This is a genomic window from Burkholderia sp. AU30280 (assembly GCF_020420125.1).
Lineage (GTDB): Bacteria > Pseudomonadota > Gammaproteobacteria > Burkholderiales > Burkholderiaceae > Burkholderia.
Genome location: NZ_JAIZRY010000004.1, coordinates 163,948 through 179,589, shown reverse-complemented (window position 1 = coordinate 179,589; position 15,642 = coordinate 163,948). Strand labels below are relative to the sequence as shown.

The 15,642-nt window shown below is 65.6% G+C and carries 13 protein-coding genes and 7 tRNA genes; 5 read left to right on the top strand and 15 right to left on the bottom strand.

Annotation, left to right across the window (positions count from 1 at the left end):
* The first annotated feature begins 88 nt into the window (after positions 1-88).
* Positions 89-1,396: an isocitrate lyase gene (aceA, locus tag LGN17_RS11055; protein WP_175953413.1), complete on the top strand. Its 1,308-nt coding sequence runs from the start codon at positions 89-91 to the stop codon at positions 1,394-1,396.
* A gap of 199 nt (positions 1,397-1,595) precedes the next feature.
* On the opposite strand, the gene LGN17_RS11050 is transcribed toward aceA, so the two are convergent.
* Together LGN17_RS11050 and LGN17_RS11045 are read right to left on the bottom strand one after the other, a co-directional pair.
* Entirely contained in the window at positions 1,596-2,030 is a 435-nt protein-coding gene (locus tag LGN17_RS11050) for a universal stress protein (RefSeq protein WP_031399397.1), read from the bottom strand.
* A 159-nt stretch (positions 2,031-2,189) separates the two neighbouring features.
* Positions 2,190-3,095, bottom strand: a complete 906-nt coding sequence (locus LGN17_RS11045; RefSeq protein ID WP_226196726.1) for a LysR family transcriptional regulator — start codon at positions 3,093-3,095, stop codon at positions 2,190-2,192.
* A gap of 154 nt (positions 3,096-3,249) precedes the next feature.
* Between LGN17_RS11045 and LGN17_RS11040 the strand changes: the two genes are divergently transcribed.
* Entirely contained in the window at positions 3,250-4,011 is a 762-nt protein-coding gene (locus tag LGN17_RS11040) for a haloacid dehalogenase type II (RefSeq protein ID WP_226196724.1), read from the top strand.
* A 67-nt stretch (positions 4,012-4,078) separates the two neighbouring features.
* On the top strand, positions 4,079-5,671 hold the full coding sequence (gene aceB / locus LGN17_RS11035) for a malate synthase A (RefSeq protein ID WP_226196723.1): 1,593 nt from the start codon (positions 4,079-4,081) through the stop codon (positions 5,669-5,671).
* A gap of 125 nt (positions 5,672-5,796) precedes the next feature.
* On the opposite strand, the gene LGN17_RS11030 is transcribed toward aceB, so the two are convergent.
* Positions 5,797-6,210: a gamma-glutamylcyclotransferase gene (locus tag LGN17_RS11030; RefSeq protein WP_047850702.1), complete on the bottom strand. Its 414-nt coding sequence runs from the start codon at positions 6,208-6,210 to the stop codon at positions 5,797-5,799.
* 256 nt (positions 6,211-6,466) lie between these two features.
* Between LGN17_RS11030 and LGN17_RS11025 the strand changes: the two genes are divergently transcribed.
* Positions 6,467-7,342 carry an AraC family transcriptional regulator gene (locus tag LGN17_RS11025; protein WP_226196722.1) on the top strand — a complete coding sequence of 292 codons (876 nt, stop codon included), beginning with the start codon at positions 6,467-6,469 and terminating at the stop codon, positions 7,340-7,342.
* A gap of 26 nt (positions 7,343-7,368) precedes the next feature.
* Here LGN17_RS11025 and LGN17_RS11020 read toward each other — a convergent pair whose 3' ends face one another.
* The 9 genes from LGN17_RS11020 to gltX form a co-directional block, all read right to left on the bottom strand.
* Positions 7,369-7,833 (bottom strand): GNAT family N-acetyltransferase, encoded by a 465-nt coding sequence (locus LGN17_RS11020; RefSeq protein WP_175953419.1) that lies wholly within the window; start codon positions 7,831-7,833, stop codon positions 7,369-7,371.
* Positions 7,834-8,187: 354 nt separating this feature from the next.
* Positions 8,188-8,264: transfer RNA gene (locus LGN17_RS11015), tRNA-Asp, on the bottom strand.
* A 73-nt stretch (positions 8,265-8,337) separates the two neighbouring features.
* Positions 8,338-8,413: transfer RNA gene (locus tag LGN17_RS11010), tRNA-Glu, on the bottom strand.
* A 66-nt stretch (positions 8,414-8,479) separates the two neighbouring features.
* Positions 8,480-8,556, bottom strand: a tRNA-Asp gene (locus LGN17_RS11005).
* Positions 8,557-8,634: 78 nt separating this feature from the next.
* Positions 8,635-8,710: transfer RNA gene (locus LGN17_RS11000), tRNA-Glu, on the bottom strand.
* A gap of 63 nt (positions 8,711-8,773) precedes the next feature.
* Positions 8,774-8,850 (bottom strand) — tRNA-Asp (locus LGN17_RS10995).
* A 79-nt stretch (positions 8,851-8,929) separates the two neighbouring features.
* A tRNA-Glu gene (locus LGN17_RS10990) sits at positions 8,930-9,005 on the bottom strand.
* Between the two features lie 141 nt (positions 9,006-9,146).
* Positions 9,147-9,222: transfer RNA gene (locus LGN17_RS10985), tRNA-Ala, on the bottom strand.
* A 128-nt stretch (positions 9,223-9,350) separates the two neighbouring features.
* Positions 9,351-10,760 (bottom strand): glutamate--tRNA ligase, encoded by a 1,410-nt coding sequence (gene gltX, locus LGN17_RS10980; RefSeq protein WP_175969485.1) that lies wholly within the window; start codon positions 10,758-10,760, stop codon positions 9,351-9,353.
* Positions 10,761-11,040: 280 nt separating this feature from the next.
* Here gltX and LGN17_RS10975 point away from each other — a divergent pair, with 280 nt between their 5' ends.
* Positions 11,041-11,967 (top strand): patatin-like phospholipase family protein, encoded by a 927-nt coding sequence (locus LGN17_RS10975; protein ID WP_175969484.1) that lies wholly within the window; start codon positions 11,041-11,043, stop codon positions 11,965-11,967.
* A 147-nt stretch (positions 11,968-12,114) separates the two neighbouring features.
* Here LGN17_RS10975 and LGN17_RS10970 read toward each other — a convergent pair whose 3' ends face one another.
* The 3 genes from LGN17_RS10970 to LGN17_RS10960 all read right to left on the bottom strand — a co-directional run bounded on the left by LGN17_RS10970 (position 12,115) and on the right by LGN17_RS10960 (position 15,634).
* Positions 12,115-12,789 carry a C40 family peptidase gene (locus LGN17_RS10970; RefSeq protein ID WP_175969483.1) on the bottom strand — a complete coding sequence of 225 codons (675 nt, stop codon included), beginning with the start codon at positions 12,787-12,789 and terminating at the stop codon, positions 12,115-12,117.
* Positions 12,790-12,917: 128 nt separating this feature from the next.
* Positions 12,918-14,540, bottom strand: coding sequence for an ABC transporter ATP-binding protein (locus tag LGN17_RS10965; protein ID WP_226196721.1), 1,623 nt, complete (start codon positions 14,538-14,540; stop codon positions 12,918-12,920).
* On the bottom strand, positions 14,537-15,634 hold the full coding sequence (locus LGN17_RS10960; protein ID WP_226196719.1) for an ABC transporter permease: 1,098 nt from the start codon (positions 15,632-15,634) through the stop codon (positions 14,537-14,539). The genes LGN17_RS10965 and LGN17_RS10960 overlap by 4 nt, the downstream gene beginning before the upstream one ends.
* Positions 15,635-15,642 lie beyond the last annotated feature (8 nt).

The window sequence follows — 15,642 nt, the reverse complement described above, 5'->3', positions numbered from 1 at the left end:
CCGGAACACACCGCTCCCGGCTTCGAGAACAGCCTCACCACCGTCAGATTCAACCCATCAGGCATCGCACCGCATCAAGGAGCTCATCATGTCGCGTCAGCAACAGGCACAGGAACTGCAAAAGCAATGGGAAACCGATCCGCGCTGGAAAGGCATCAAGCGCAGCTACTCGGCTGAGGACGTGGTCCGCCTGCGTGGTTCGATCCCGATCGAGCACACGCTTGCGAAGCGCGGCGCGGAAAAACTGTGGAGCCTCGTCAACAACGAGCCGTTCGTCAACGCACTTGGCGCCCTGACCGGCAACCAGGCGATGCAGCAGGTGAAGGCCGGCCTGAAGGCCATCTACCTGTCCGGCTGGCAAGTGGCCGGCGACGCGAACGTCGCGGGCGAAATGTACCCTGACCAGTCGCTGTACCCGGCAAACTCGGTGCCGCTCGTCGTGAAGCGCATCAACAACACGCTGACGCGTGCCGACCAGATCCAGTGGTCGGAGGGCAAGAACCCGGGCGACGAAGGCTACGTCGATTTCTTCGCACCGATCGTCGCTGACGCGGAAGCCGGTTTCGGCGGCGTGCTGAACGCATTCGAACTGATGAAGGCGATGATCGAAGCCGGCGCGTCGGGCGTCCACTTCGAGGACCAGCTCGCTTCGGTGAAGAAGTGCGGCCACATGGGCGGCAAGGTGCTCGTGCCGACGCGCGAGGCCGTCGCGAAGCTGTCGGCCGCGCGCCTCGCGGCCGACGTGATGGGCACGTCGACCGTGCTGGTCGCCCGCACCGACGCGGAAGCGGCCGACCTGATCACGTCCGACATCGACGACAACGACAAGCCGTTCCTGACGGGCGAGCGCACGGTGGAAGGCTTCTTCCGCACGAAGCCGGGCATCGAACAGGCGATCTCGCGTGGTCTCGCCTACGCGCCGTACGCCGACCTGGTCTGGTGCGAAACGGGCAAACCGGATCTCGAGTACGCGAAGAAGTTCGCGGAAGCGATCCACAAGCAGTTCCCGGGCAAGCTGCTGTCGTACAACTGTTCGCCGTCGTTCAACTGGAAGAAGAACCTCGACGACGCGACGATCGCGAAGTTCCAGAAGGAACTCGGCGCGATGGGCTACAAGTTCCAGTTCATCACGCTGGCCGGCTTCCATGCGCTCAACTACTCGATGTTCAACCTCGCGCACGGCTATGCCCGCACGCAGATGAGCGCGTTCGTCGAACTGCAGCAGGCCGAGTTCGCGGCGGCGGACAAGGGCTTCACGGCGGTCAAGCACCAGCGCGAAGTCGGCACCGGCTACTTCGACGCCGTGACGCAGACGGTCGAGCGCGAAGCATCGACGACCGCACTGCACGGCTCGACCGAAGACGAGCAGTTCTTCGACGGCAAGAAGGTCGCGTAAGCAGAAAAACACGACGCGCCACGCGTCATGCCGATGGCCGCCCCGTCTCGCGACGGCGCGGCATCGGCCACCGAACAAAAATCAGGGAGGAGACGGCAGGCGTGCGATACCGATCGCGCGACCGGCCGCGCGGCCTGCGGGCCGCCAGCAACGACGCGCGCCGGCTCCGTCCGGCGCGCCCTTTTTCCAGGGCGCCGCCCTACCGATACACGATCACCGGAATTTTCGTATGGGTCAGCACGCGCTGCGTCTCGCTGCCGATCAGCAAGCTGCCGAGCCCGCGGCGTCCGTGGGACGCCATGAAGATCACGTCGCAGCCGCCGCGTTCGGCCGCCTCGATGATGCCGAGATACGGCGACGGATGCACGCTCGTCCAGGTGTCGCAATCGACGCCGGCCGCCTTCGCGGCCGATTCGACCTCGTCGAGGTGCGCGCGCGCCTCGCGCTCGCTGCGCGCCCGGAAATCGGCGGGCGGCTCGATGATCACTTCGGAAAACGGCGAGTACGGATACTGCGGCAGGCACGCGTAGGCCGTGACCCGCGCACCGACCGCGCGCGCCAGGTCGATCGCGCCGTCGATCGCCTTCTGCGACAGTTCAGAACCGTCGGTTGGAACGAGGATGTGCCGGAACATCGCGCCCTCCTTCGTCAATTGCACTCCGCACGTCGCGACCCCATCCGAGCCGGCCGCGGCGTGTCGGACATGCTTCCTACGAGTGTAGTGCGCGAAACCGCCCAACCGGCGCCGGCAGCGGGTTCGCCCTCATATCGGAAACGCGCGGGCACGCGCGGCCTACTCGCCCCAATATCCAGGCTGTTCGTAGGTGTGCTTCAAATAATCGAGAAACAACCGCACGCGCAGCGGCAGATGCCGGCGTTGCGGAAACACCGCGTGGATGCCGATCGGCGGTGCGGCGAATGCGTCGAGTACGCTCACGAGCCGGCCGGCCGCGATGTCGTCGCCGACCTCCCACCACGAGCGCCACGCGAGCCCATGGCCTGCGAGGCACCACTCGTGCAGCACTGCGCCGTCCGAGCATTCCATCGTGCCGTTCACGCGGATCGACACGACCTTGCCGTCCTCCTGGAACGCCCAGCCGCGTTGCTGGTTCGCGTTTGCCGCGAGCGCGAGGCAGTTGTGCCGCGCCAGCTCCGCGAGCGAAGTGGGCGTGCCGCGCCGTGCGAGATACCCGGGAGACGCGACGCACACGCGGCGATTCTCGCCGAGCTTCAGCGACACGAGCGACGAATCGGGCAGTTCGCCGAGCCGCACCGCGCAATCGAACCCCTCGTTGACGAGATCGACCATCCGGTCGGACAGGTCGAGCGTAACCGACACGTCCGGATGGCCCACGCTGAATTCGGGCACGAGCGGCGCGACGTGCCGCCGGCCGAAACCGGCCGGCGCGGAAATGCGCAGGTGGCCGCTCGCCTTGACGCCGCCGGCGGACACGCTCGCCTCTGCGTTCTGCATGTCGTTGATGATGCGCTGGCAATCCTCGAGAAACGCCGAGCCCTCGAACGTCAGCGTGAGCTTGCGCGTCGTGCGCACCAGCAGCTTCACGCCGAGCCGCTCCTCGAGTGCGTCGAGGCGGCGGCCGATGATCGCCGGTGCGACGCCTTCCGCGTGCGCGGCCGCCGACAGGCTGCCCTTCGCCGCGACCGCGGCAAACGTTTCGATCTGCTTGAACCGGTCCATCACTCGCAGGGGCGGCGCTACCGCCCTTCAAATAGCTTGAATCGCTCAAGATTAGGTATATGAAAGTAAAAGATCAAGTGATGTTTAGCGCCTTTTTTAGTACATCCGATCACGAATAGAATTCACCTGACCTCTGAAACTGGAGCGCAAGGCTATGTCGGCCACAACGACACTCTCCTCTCCCGACGCAATCCTCTTCGACGCATTCGGCACGTTGTTCGACGTGCGTGCGGTCCTGGCCGCGGCGGAGCAGATGTTTCCCGGTCACGGGGAACGGTTGTCGCAGCTGTGGCGACGCAAGCAAATCGAATACTCGCAGTTGCGCACGCTCGCCGATCCTGCCGGCGCGCGCTATCGCCCGTTCCGGGACATCACGCTCGACGCGCTGCGGTTCGCCGCGCGCCGGCTCGGGCTCGTGCTGAACAGCGCGGCCGAGAAGCGGCTGATGGACGAATACGCGTGCCTGTCCACCTATCCCGACACGGTGCCCGCGCTGCGCAAGCTGCGCGCGCTCGACCCGCGCCCGCCGCTCGGGATCCTGTCGAACGGCACGCCGCAGATGCTCGACATCGCGATCAAGAGCGCCGGCATGTCCGGGCTGTTCGATCGCGTGCTGTCGGCCGACACCGTGCGCGCGTACAAGCCGAGCCCGGCTGCCTACGCGCTTGGCACCGACGCGTTCGGGCCAAACCGGCGCGGCATCGTGTTCGTGTCGTCGAACGCATGGGACGTCGCCGGCGCCGTCTGGTTCGGCTACACGACGTTCTGGCTCAACCGCACGGGCGCGCCCGCCGAGGAACTCGGCGCGCCGCCCGACGGCACCGGCGCCAGCATGGCCGACCTGCTCGCATTCCTCGCCACCCCGGCTCCATCCGGCAGACCCGCAAACCGCACGCGCCCCAGCCCGGGTGCATGACGTTCGCAGCGCTGCCGCCTTCCCCCTTCACCGAAACCGCAACTGACCGACCAAGGAGATGAGACTCATGAGCACCCCGATCACGCTGCCGCAAGGCATGGCGATCACCGGCGAAATCAAGCCGGGTTACGAAGCAATCCTGACGCCCGAAGCGCTCGCACTCGTCGCGGCGCTGCACCGCACGTTCGAGCCGCGCCGCCAGGCGCTGCTGCAGGCGCGCGTCGAGCGCACGAAACGCCTCGACGCGGGCGAGCGCCCCGACTTCCTGGCCGAGACGAAGGCGATCCGCGAAGGCGACTGGAAGGTCGCGCCGCTGCCGGCCGACCTGCAATGCCGCCGTGTCGAGATCACTGGCCCCGTCGAGCGCAAAATGATCATCAACGCGCTGAACTCGGGTGCCGATTCGTACATGACGGACTTCGAGGATTCGAACGCGCCGAGCTGGACGAACCAGATCGACGGCCAGATCAACCTGAAGGACGCGGTGCGCCGCACGATCTCGCTCGAGCAGAACGGCAAGTCGTACCAGCTGAACGACAAGGTCGCGACGCTGATCGTGCGTCCGCGCGGCTGGCACCTCGACGAGAAACACGTGACGGTCGACGGCCAGCGCGTGTCCGGCGGCATCTTCGATTTCGCGCTGTTCCTGTTCCACAACGCGAAGGAACTGCTCGCGCGCGGCTCGGGCCCGTACTTCTACCTGCCGAAGATGGAAAGCCATCTCGAGGCGCGCCTGTGGAACGACATCTTCGTCGCCGCGCAGGAAGCCGTCGGCGTGCCGCGCGGCACGATCCGCGCGACGGTGCTGATCGAGACGATCCTCGCCGCGTTCGAGATGGACGAGATCCTGTACGAACTGCGCGAACACAGCTCGGGCCTGAATGCCGGCCGCTGGGACTACATCTTCTCGGCCATCAAGAAGTTCAAGAACGATCGCGACTTCTGCCTCGCCGAGCGTTCGAGGATCACGATGACGGTGCCGTTCATGCGCGCGTACGCGTTGCTGCTGCTGAAGACCTGCCACAAGCGCAACGCGCCGGCGATCGGCGGGATGAGCGCGCTGATCCCGATCAAGAACGATCCGGAAGCGAATGACAAGGCGATGGGCGGCGTGCGCTCGGACAAGCAGCGCGACGCGACCGACGGCTACGACGGCGGCTGGGTGGCGCACCCGGGACTCGTGCCGATCGCGATGGAAGAGTTCGTCAAGGTGCTCGGCGACAAGCCGAACCAGATCGCGAAGCAGCGCGACGACGTGCAGGTCGAAGGCAAGAACCTGCTCGATTTCCAGCCTGAAACGCCGATCACCGAAGCCGGCCTGCGCAATAACATCAACGTCGGCATCCACTACCTCGGCGCATGGCTCGACGGCAACGGCTGCGTGCCGATCCACAACCTGATGGAAGATGCGGCCACGGCCGAGATCTCCCGTTCGCAGGTGTGGCAATGGATCCGCTCGCCGAAGGGCGTGCTCGATGACGGCCGCAAGGTCACGGCCGAACTCGTGCGTGAATTCGCGAAGGCCGAGCTGGACAACGTGAAGCGGTCGGTCGGCGGCAACACGCAGCCGTACGAGCGCGCCGCGGCGATCTTCGAGCAGATGTCGACGTCGGAAGGCTTCACCGAATTCCTGACGCTGCCGCTGTACGAGGAAATCTGACGCAGCTGCCCGCCTCGATGAACGCCGGCCCCGCGTCGGCGCCGATCGCACGCGATCACGGCATCAAAAAAGCGCCCCAAGGGGCGCTTTTTCATTTGCGTCAGGACCGGCTGCCGCGCATCCGGTCAGACGGCTTCCCGCTCGCGCCGGTGCTGAACCCAGTCGCCCGACGCAATGCGCGGACGCCCGGCTATCGCATGCGCGGCGACCGGATAGTAAAGGCAGGCGTACTGCCGGCCGCCGAGCTCGACGGTCACGTCTTCCGGCTTGAACAGCGAGTCGACGCCCGGATACACGCGCTCGATCTCGTCGAGCACGGGAACGAGCTGGTCGTCGACCTCGTAGACGTCGCCCCAGACCAGCGACTTGCCGGCCGACCCGGCGATCATCCCCGGATACGTACCGAAATCGTACAGTTCGCCCGGCAGCGCGGCGGCACCGAGCAGCGTCGGCGCGGCAATCCCGTGCCTGGCGGCCGCGTGGCCGATGTCGTTGGCCTCCCCGTTTCTCAAGGTGCCGTAGACGAATACGTAACGCATCGTGGTTCTCCTCTTTGATTCGTATGTTGCCGTGTTCGCGCGTCATGCGAGCGAAATCGCCTGAGCATCGATAGACCACGATACCGGCTCGATGGTTCGCTCCCGCAAGCGCGTCCGGCCTCCGGCAGCCCCGAAATCGCCAGGCTCCCACACAAAGTTCATTTGAACGCGGCATGATCGCCCCACAAACCGCCGCATGCGCTTTCGCGGCGCCTTCTACAATAACGGCATCGCCGCCGCGCTGTCCGAATCGTCCATGAACCCGCCGTTCCAAGCCGACGTACCGAACCCGTACGTCATCGACATTCCGCCCGAATTCGCGCCGACCGCCGTCCATCCGATGCGCGTACGCGCAAGGCAGGTCAATACCGGGCACCGCATCCCGCTGCATACGCATGCATGGGCGCAGCTCGCGTACGCATCGCGCGGTGTGCTGCGCATCGCGACGACCGGCACGACATGGATGGTCCCGCCGTCCCGCGCGATCTGGATACCGCCGCGCGTGACGCACGAGGTCGTGATCGTCGAAGAGGCATATTTGCGCACGCTGTATATCGACGAGTCGATCGTGCCGGGCGGGCTCGACGCGTGCCGCGTCGTCGAAGTGACGGGGCTCCTGCGCGAACTGATCGTCGCACTCGATGCACGCGACCTGAGCGCCACGCGCGAACGCCTGCTGTGCGGGCTCGTGCTCGACGAGTTGAGCCACGCCGAACCGCTGCCGCTCGCGGTGCCGATGCCCGACGAAAAAAGGCTGCGCATGCTGTGCGAATCGGTCCTCGCGCATCCGGCGCACGCGGAGTCGCTCGAGCATTGGGCCAGCGAAGTCGGCGCCAGCACACGCACGATTTCGCGGCTCTTCAAGCAGGAGCTGGGCGTGAGCTTTTCGCAGTGGCGCCAGCAGGCGCTGCTGGCGCGGGCCATTCCGCTGCTGAACCAGGGGCGCCCGCTGTCGCATATCGCGCGCGAACTCGGCTACCAGAGCCAGAGCGCCTTTTCAGCGATGTTTCGGCGCGCATTCGGCGAAAGCCCACGCGCATTCATGCTGCGCGGCTACGAGCACCGCGGCCCGGAAGGCAGCCTCGCGGACGATGAAACCCCGGACGACGATGCGATCGACGCTTTCCGCTGAATATCTGGCTCCGGGTCGTCAGGTCTTCAGACTGGCCTCACCATGTGGCGGATCGAGCCAAGTTGCGCGAGCCGCGACCCGGCAACCTGATAGCCCATGCGCAAGTAGAGACGCGCGGCTGGATTGTCGACGAACACGCGCAGTTGCAGTTCGTGCAGCCCGCGCGCTCGCGCCCAGCGGTGCGACATGTCGAGCAGGTAGGTGCCGGCGCCCTGTCCACGATGGCCGGCCGCGATCTGTACGTCGCGGATGTGCAGCGAGTCGTCCTCCTCCGTCACGCGCAGCACGCCGATGCGCTCGCCGTCGGCCTCGAGGATGAAGTTTTCGGATTCGCGCCAGCTCGCGTAGAACAGGTCGCTGCGCCACACGAGCCCATGGCGCTTGTAATAGCCGCCCATGTTGCCGTGCGTCAGCGCTTCGGCAAACGGAAAATCGCCGGCCTCCGCGGGCCGGAGTTGATACAGGAGTCGCAGGTCGGTCGGATCGAGCATCGCACAGGGGTCAAGAACGCATGCCGCCACGATAGCGCAGTCGCGTGCGGATGCAATCGCGGATTTCTCGTAGCGGCCAGATGCCGGATGACCGGAGGTTACGCGCCCGCCGGCGGGCGCAACCGGGAACGCAAATAAAGAAGCCCGCACAAGGCGGGCTTCTTTATTTTTTGGCGGAGCGGACGGGACTCGCCTACACCCCGCAGGCCGCGGATGCGCGTGCACGCGCATCCCTTCGAGTCCCGCCGGAAGCCGCGCAGGCGGCTTCCTCCACTCCACAGCCACGCGCCCGCCAGCGGGCGCAACCGGAAACGCAAATGAAAAAGCCCGCGCAAGGCGGGCTTCTTCATTTTTTGGCGGAGCGGACGGGACTCGAACCCGCGACCCCCGGCGTGACAGGCCGGTATTCTAACCGACTGAACTACCGCTCCAGTCTTGCTGCTTGCCTGGCAGGCGTCGGTTGCTTCCTGCCGGCGCATCGTTTGTTCGAACGACGCCGAAATCTGGCGTCCCCTAGGGGATTCGAACCCCTGTACTCACCGTGAAAGGGTGATGTCCTAGGCCTCTAGACGAAGGGGACAACGTACTGTCTACATCCTTAATGCAAAAGCCCGTTCAAAAAACGTTCTTTGAACGGGCTTCGTTCTGGCGGAGCGGACGGGGCTCGAACCCGCGACCCCCGGCGTGACAGGCCGGTATTCTAACCAACTGAACTACCGCTCCAGCTTTCCTACTCCCACCTGCAGGACATCGTCACGTTCCTGCGGGTGATGCGACACTTCTACGAAACGCCGCTGAATCTGGCGTCCCCTAGGGGATTCGAACCCCTGTACTCACCGTGAAAGGGTGATGTCCTAGGCCTCTAGACGAAGGGGACAACGTACTGCCTACATCCTTAATACAAAAGCCCGCTCAAAGACGTCTTGAACGGGCTTCGTTCTGGCGGAGCGGACGGGACTCGAACCCGCGACCCCCGGCGTGACAGGCCGGTATTCTAACCGACTGAACTACCGCTCCAGCTTTCTTACCCTCACCCGCAGGACGTCGGTTACGTTCCTGCAAGCGTTGCGACACTTCTATGAAACGCCGCTGAATCTGGCGTCCCCTAGGGGATTCGAACCCCTGTACTCACCGTGAAAGGGTGATGTCCTAGGCCTCTAGACGAAGGGGACAAAATCTTTTCAGATCTGTCTGACTTTCGCCATTCACTTTTCAGTCAACAGCGAAGGCCGAAATTCTAACTGCTTTGAATCATTTTGTGAAGCATTTATTACTACCACTGCTGCTTCGCAAATCAACTCAGCTTGTTCTGATGGTGGAGGTAAGCGGGATCGAACCGCTGACCTCTTGCATGCCATGCAAGCGCTCTCCCAGCTGAGCTATACCCCCTTGCAGAACAGAAATGAGATTATATGGAGCTACTTTGAACTTGTAAATACCCTTTTTGCGATTCGAGCGAAATTTTTTGCGAAGCTTCCGTGATGTCACGCACGGGCAGCCTCACTCGCCCTCGTGCCTCAGGCCAGCGCGGCCTCAATGCGCGACACCACGACATCGCGACCGAACAGCACGAGCACCGCATCGATCGACGGCGTGTGCGTCGTACCCGCCACCAGCAGACGCACCGGCATCGCGAGCTGCGGCATCTTCAGCTTGTGCGTGCCGAGCGTCGCCTTCAGCGCGGCGGACACGGCCTCCTTCGTCCAGTCGGCCGCCTTCAGCGCAACGACGAGATCGGCCAGCGCCGGACGCACCGCATCGGTCACGTGCTGCGCAAGCGCATCGGCTTCCGGCGCCGGCACCCGGTAGAACATCGTGGCGCCTTCCGCGATCTCCTTGACCGTCGTCGCGCGATCCTTCATCAGCCCGACCACCGCTTCGAGCGCAGGGCCCGTCGCGATCGCCGCATCATCGATGCCGAGGGCGGCGAGGAACGGCTTCGCCAGCTCGGCGAGGCGTGCGTTGTCCGCTTCCTTGATGTAATGCGCGTTCAGCCAGCTCAGCTTGCTGTGGTCATACTGCGCGGGCGACTTGCCCAGATGCTCGAGATCGAACCATTCGACGAACTGCTCGCGCGAGAAGATCTCGGCGTCGCCGTGCGACCAGCCGAGGCGCGCGAGATAGTTGACGACGGCTTCAGGCAGGAAGCCCGCGTCGCGGTACGCCATCACGCTCATCGCGCCATGCCGCTTGCTCATCTTCTCGCCCTGCTCGTTCAGCACGGTCGGCAGGTGCGCATAGACTGGCGGCTCGCCGCCGAGCGCGTTCAGGATGTTGATCTGGCGCGGCGTGTTGTTCACGTGATCGTCGCCACGAATCACGTGCGTGATGCCCATGTCCATGTCGTCCACCACCACGCAGAAGTTGTAGATCGGCGTGCCGTCCGGGCGCGCGATCACGAGGTCGTCGAGTTCCTCGTTCGAGATCTCGACACGCCCCTTCACGGCGTCGTCCCACACAACCGTGCCCGTCAGCGGATTGCGGAAGCGCAGCACCGGCTTCACGCCAGCCGGCGGCTCCGGCAACACCTTGCCGGGCTCCGGACGCCACGTGCCGTCATAGCGCGGCTTCAGGCCCGCCTCGCGCTGGCGTTCGCGCAGCGCGTCGAGCTCCTCGGCCGACATGTAGCACGGGTACGCGAGCCCCTTCTCCAGCATCTGCGCGAGCACCTCGCGATAGCGGTCCATCCGCTGCATCTGATAAATCGGGCCTTCGTCGAAATCCAGGCCGAGCCACTGCATCCCTTCAAGGATCGCGTCGACCGCTTCCTGCGACGAGCGCTCGACGTCGGTATCCTCGATGCGCAACACGAACGTGCCCTTCATCTTGCGGGCGAACGCCCACGGATAGAGCGCGGAGCGGATGTTGCCGAGGTGGATGAAGCCGGTGGGACTCGGCGCGAAGCGGGTACGGACAGGACGGGTCATAAACGGTAACTCGAACGCCTGGGGCGCATGAATGATTCGACGCGGGATCGACGGCGGCAGCCCGGACAGCAACGGGGCCGGCGACGCCCGGAACGGGAAAGAAGCCGGAATTATACTCGCGCCGGACTTCGCGCCAAGCGCGCCGCTTGCTTTATGATGTGCGCGCCGCGGCCGCCAGCCGGCGCGGCACCGGCCGCCCGGAACCTGCCGCGCGGCCGCTCGGAACCTATCGCCGCCGCGGGCCGTGTGACCCGCCGCCAAGCCGCCGGAGAACCATTCGATGTCGTCCCCTCGCCTGTCGCGCCGCCACTTCACGATCGCCGCCGCGTCCGCCAGCCTCGCCGCCTGCACGTCGTTCGGCGACAAATCCCGCCCGGACAATGCGTCCGGCGCCACGCAGTCGCACGAGAAGCCGGTGAAGATCGGCATCGCGCTCGGCGGCGGCGCCGCGCGCGGCTTCTCGCACATTGGCGTGCTGAAGGCCCTCGAGGCCCGCGGCATCCCGGTCGAAATCGTCGCGGGCACGAGCGCGGGCTCGGTGGTCGGCGCACTCTACGCGTCGGGCATGAGCGCGCTGCAGATCAACAAGATCGCGCTCGACATGGACCAGGCGGCGATCAGCGACTGGGCGCTGCCGTTCCGCTCGCGCGGGCTGCTGCAAGGCGTCGCGCTGCAGAACTTCCTGAACAAGACGCTCAACAACCGGCCGATCGAGAAGATGGCGAAGCCGCTCGGCATCGTCGCAACCGATCTGCAGAGCGGTCAGCCGATCCTGTTCCAGCAAGGCAATACGGGGCTCGCGGTGCGCGCGTCGTGCAGCGTGCCGTCGGTGTTCGAACCGGTGAAGATCGGCAACCGCGAGTATGTCGACGGCGGCCTCGTGAGCCCGGTGCCCGCGTCGTATGCACGCAAGATGGGCGCGAGCTTCGTGATCGCGGTCGACATCTCGGCCCGGCCGGACGGCGCGGCAACCAACAACCCGATCGAGATGCTGCTGCAGACTTTCACGATCATGGGCCAGACCATCAAGACCTACGAGCTCGACAAGTACGCGGACGTCGTCATCCGCCCGAACCTCAACGCGATGGGGGGCAGCGACTTCAACCAGCGCAACGCGGCAATCCTCGCGGGCGAGGAAGCCGTCGCGCGCATCATGCCGGAACTGCAGCGCAAGCTTGCGGCAGCGCGCGGCGTGGCCGCCGCGTAAGCACGCGATGCGCAGGCCGGCGCGCGCCGCCGGCCCGCCAACGGCGGAACGGCTTTCCACTCGCCGCTTGCACCGCCCCAAAACAAAAAACCCTGCCGCCTTTCGGTGACAGGGTTTTTTCGATCCGGCCGGACGGGCCGTCGAACGTCAGTTGTTGCCGTTCGCCGAATCGTCGCCGATCGTCGCGCGCACGCGCTGACGCAGGTCTTCCGGCTTCATCGGAAACTCCGATTCGATCCGGCGCGCGCCGGTGAAACGCTTTTCCCAGTAGCCGCTGTCGAGATCGTCGACGCGAATGGTGCTGCCCGTCGACGGCGAGTGCACGAACTTGTTGTCGCCGATGTAGATGCCGACGTGCGAGAACGTGCGGCGCATCGTGTTGAAGAACACGAGGTCGCCCGGCTTGAGGTTGCTCATGCTCACCTTCTCGCCGACGCGGCTCATCTCTTCCGCACGGCGCGGCAGCGACATGCCGAGCGTGTCCTGGAACACGTAGCGCACGAAGCCGCTGCAGTCGAGGCCCGAATCCGGCGAGTTGCCGCCCCAGCGATAGCGCACGCCGATCATGTTCAGCGCGCCGACGACCACGTCGCCAGCCTTGCCGGCCATGCCGGCGAGGAACGACTTCGCGCCGCCGCTCGACGGCTGGGCGCTGGTCTGCTGGAGGGAGGAATTCGACGCGTTCTGCGTCGAATTCGTGACATTCTGGTTAAAACTGCTGACTTCGTCGGCGAACACGCCGGGTGCTGCTGCGAACAGGGCGCCGATGAACAGCCCGGCGATGGTGCGCGCGCATGCCTGGGTCAGGGATCGATGCTGCATTGGTCGATGGAATTTGCTTAAAAATCAGCTGATTGGCGGAAAATTTCGGTCGATACTAGCCAGCGCGTAATCGTTTGTCAAAACAAATTAATAAATACAATCGAGATGGTCAGACCATTGGCGGCCTATCACGCTTTCCAGACCGCTTTCAACAGCTTTTGTGTGTAAGGATGTGACGGCCGGGTGAAGATGTCGGCCACCTCTCCGGACTCGACGACGGCGCCGTCCTGCATCACCGCGACGCGGTGCGCCATCGCACCGATCACCTCGAGGTCGTGGCTGATGAACACATAGCCGAGGTTGTATTTCTGTTGCAAATTCGCAAGCAGTTTCAGCACCTGCTGCTGGATCGACACGTCGAGCGCGGACGTCGGCTCGTCGAGGATCAGGATGCGCGGCTCCAGCACCAGCGCCCGCGCGATCGCGATCCGCTGGCGCTGGCCGCCCGAGAATTCGTGCGGATAACGGTGCAGCACGGTGCGGTCGAGGCCGACTTCGCGCAGCACCGCGAGCGACTTCGCGCGGCGCGCATCGGGCGCCATGTCCGGACGATGCAGCTCGAGCCCCTCGCCGACGATCCGCTCGATCGTGTGACGCGGCGAAAGCGAACTGAATGGATCCTGAAAGACCACCTGCATGTTCGAGCGCAGCGCGGTTTGCTCGCGGCCGCGATAGGTCGACAGCGCGCGCCCCTGGAATTCGATCGTGCCGCCGGCCGTCTTTTGCAGCCCGAGCAGCGCCATCGCGAGCGTCGACTTTCCCGACCCCGATTCGCCGACGATACCGAGCGTCTCGCCCTGCCGCACCGACACCGACACGTCCGCGACGGCCGTCACCGGCACCGAGCCGAACCAGCCCGCGATGCCCGGCCGCTTGCGCGCGAACTGCACGCTCACGTGGTGCGCGTCGAGCACGACGGGCGCGATCGGCATCACCGGCGTGACCGCGCGTTGCGGCCGGCTGTTCAGCAGCCGCTGCGTATACGGATGCTCGGGTTGCGCGAAGATCCGCTCGACGGGCCCGCTCTCGACGAGCCGGCCGTGCTCCATCACCGCGACGCGATCCGCGAAGTGCCGCACGAGATTCAGGTCGTGCGTGATCAGCAGGATCGCCATCCCGCGCTTTTCCGCTTCCTCGCGCTGCAGCTCCAGCAGCAGCTCGACGATCTGCGCGCGGATCGTCACGTCGAGCGCGGTGGTCGGCTCGTCGGCCAGCAGCAGGCGCGGCCGGCAGGCGAGCGCCATCGCGATCATCGCGCGCTGCCGCTGGCCGCCCGACAACTGGTGCGGATAACTGTCGACGCGCTTCTCCGGCTCCGCGATGCCCGTGCGTGCGAGCAGCGCAATCGCACGCTTGCGCGCCTCGACGGCCGATACGCCGTCGTGCAGCACGATCGTCTCGCCGATCTGCACGCCGATCGTATACAGCGGGTTGAGCGCGGTCATCGGTTCCTGGAAGATCATCGCGATGTCCGAGCCGCGCAGCCCGCGCATCTCGCGCTCGCTCTTGGCCGCCAGATCCTGCCCCGCGAAGCGGATCGCGCCGCTCACGTCGGCGTCGCGCAGAAGCCGCAGGATCGACAGCGCGGTCACGCTCTTGCCCGAACCCGACTCGCCGACCAGCGCGACGCGCTCGCCGCGGCCGATCGCGAGCGTCACGTCGTCCACCGCGACCGTGTCGCCAAAACGTACATGCAGATGCTCGAGCGCCAGCAGCGGCTCTCGCTGCGTCGATACGACCGGTTCGCTCATCGCTGGCCTCCCGCCGCCCGCACCGAATCGGCGATCCGTGTGTCGAGTGCATTGCGCAGCGCGTCCCCCATGAAGGTCAGCAGCAGCAGCGTCGCAACCAGCACGCCGAACGTCGACAGCGAGATCCACCATGCGTCGAGGTTGCCCTTGCCCTGCGCGAGCAGCTCGCCGAGGCTCGGGGTCGGCGGCGGCACGCCGAGCCCGAGGAAATCGAGGCTCGTGAGCGCGAGGATCGAACCGCTCATCCGGAACGGCAGGAACGTGATCACCGGCGTGAGACTGTTCGGCAGCACGTGGCGCCAGATGATCTGCCAGTTCGTGAGGCCCATCGCGCGCGCGGCGCGCACGTAGTCCTGCGTACGGTTGCGCAGGAATTCCGCACGCACGTAGTCGGCGAGCCCGATCCAGCCGAACAGCGACAGCAGCACGATCAGCAGCAGGAAGCTCGGCTCGAAGATCGACGCGAAGATGATCAGCAGGTACAGCTCGGGCAGCGAGCTCCAGATCTCGATCAGCCGCTGCCCGACGATGTCGATGCGTCCGCCGAAGAAGCCCTGCACGGCGCCCGCGGCGATCCCGAGGAGCGTGCCGATCACGGTCAGGATCAGCCCGAACTCGACCGACACGCGGAACCCGTACACGAGCCGCGCGAGCAGGTCGCGCCCCTGCGCGTCGGTGCCGAGCCAGTTCGCGCGCGACGGCGGCGCGGGATTCGGCACGTTCGAGAAGTAGTTCAGCGTGTCGTAGTAGTAATGGTTCGGCGGGTAGACGACGAAGTTGCCGGGCGCCTCGAGCCGCTTGCGCACATACGGATCGAGATAGTCGGCCGGCGTCGGGAAATCGCCGCCGAAGGTCGTCTCCGGATACGCATGGAACATCGGGAAATAGGTCTGGCCGTCGTAACGCACGACGAGCGGCTTGTCGTTCGACCACAGCGGCGCCGCCACGCTCGCGGCAAACGCGACGACGAAGATCACGAAGCTCCAGTAGCCGAGGCGCTGCTGCCTGAAGCGCTGCCATACGCGGCGCGCGGGCGACGGCGACACGCGGGCGCGCGCCGCGTCGATGCGGGACGATGCGACGGCCCGGCTCATCGCGCACC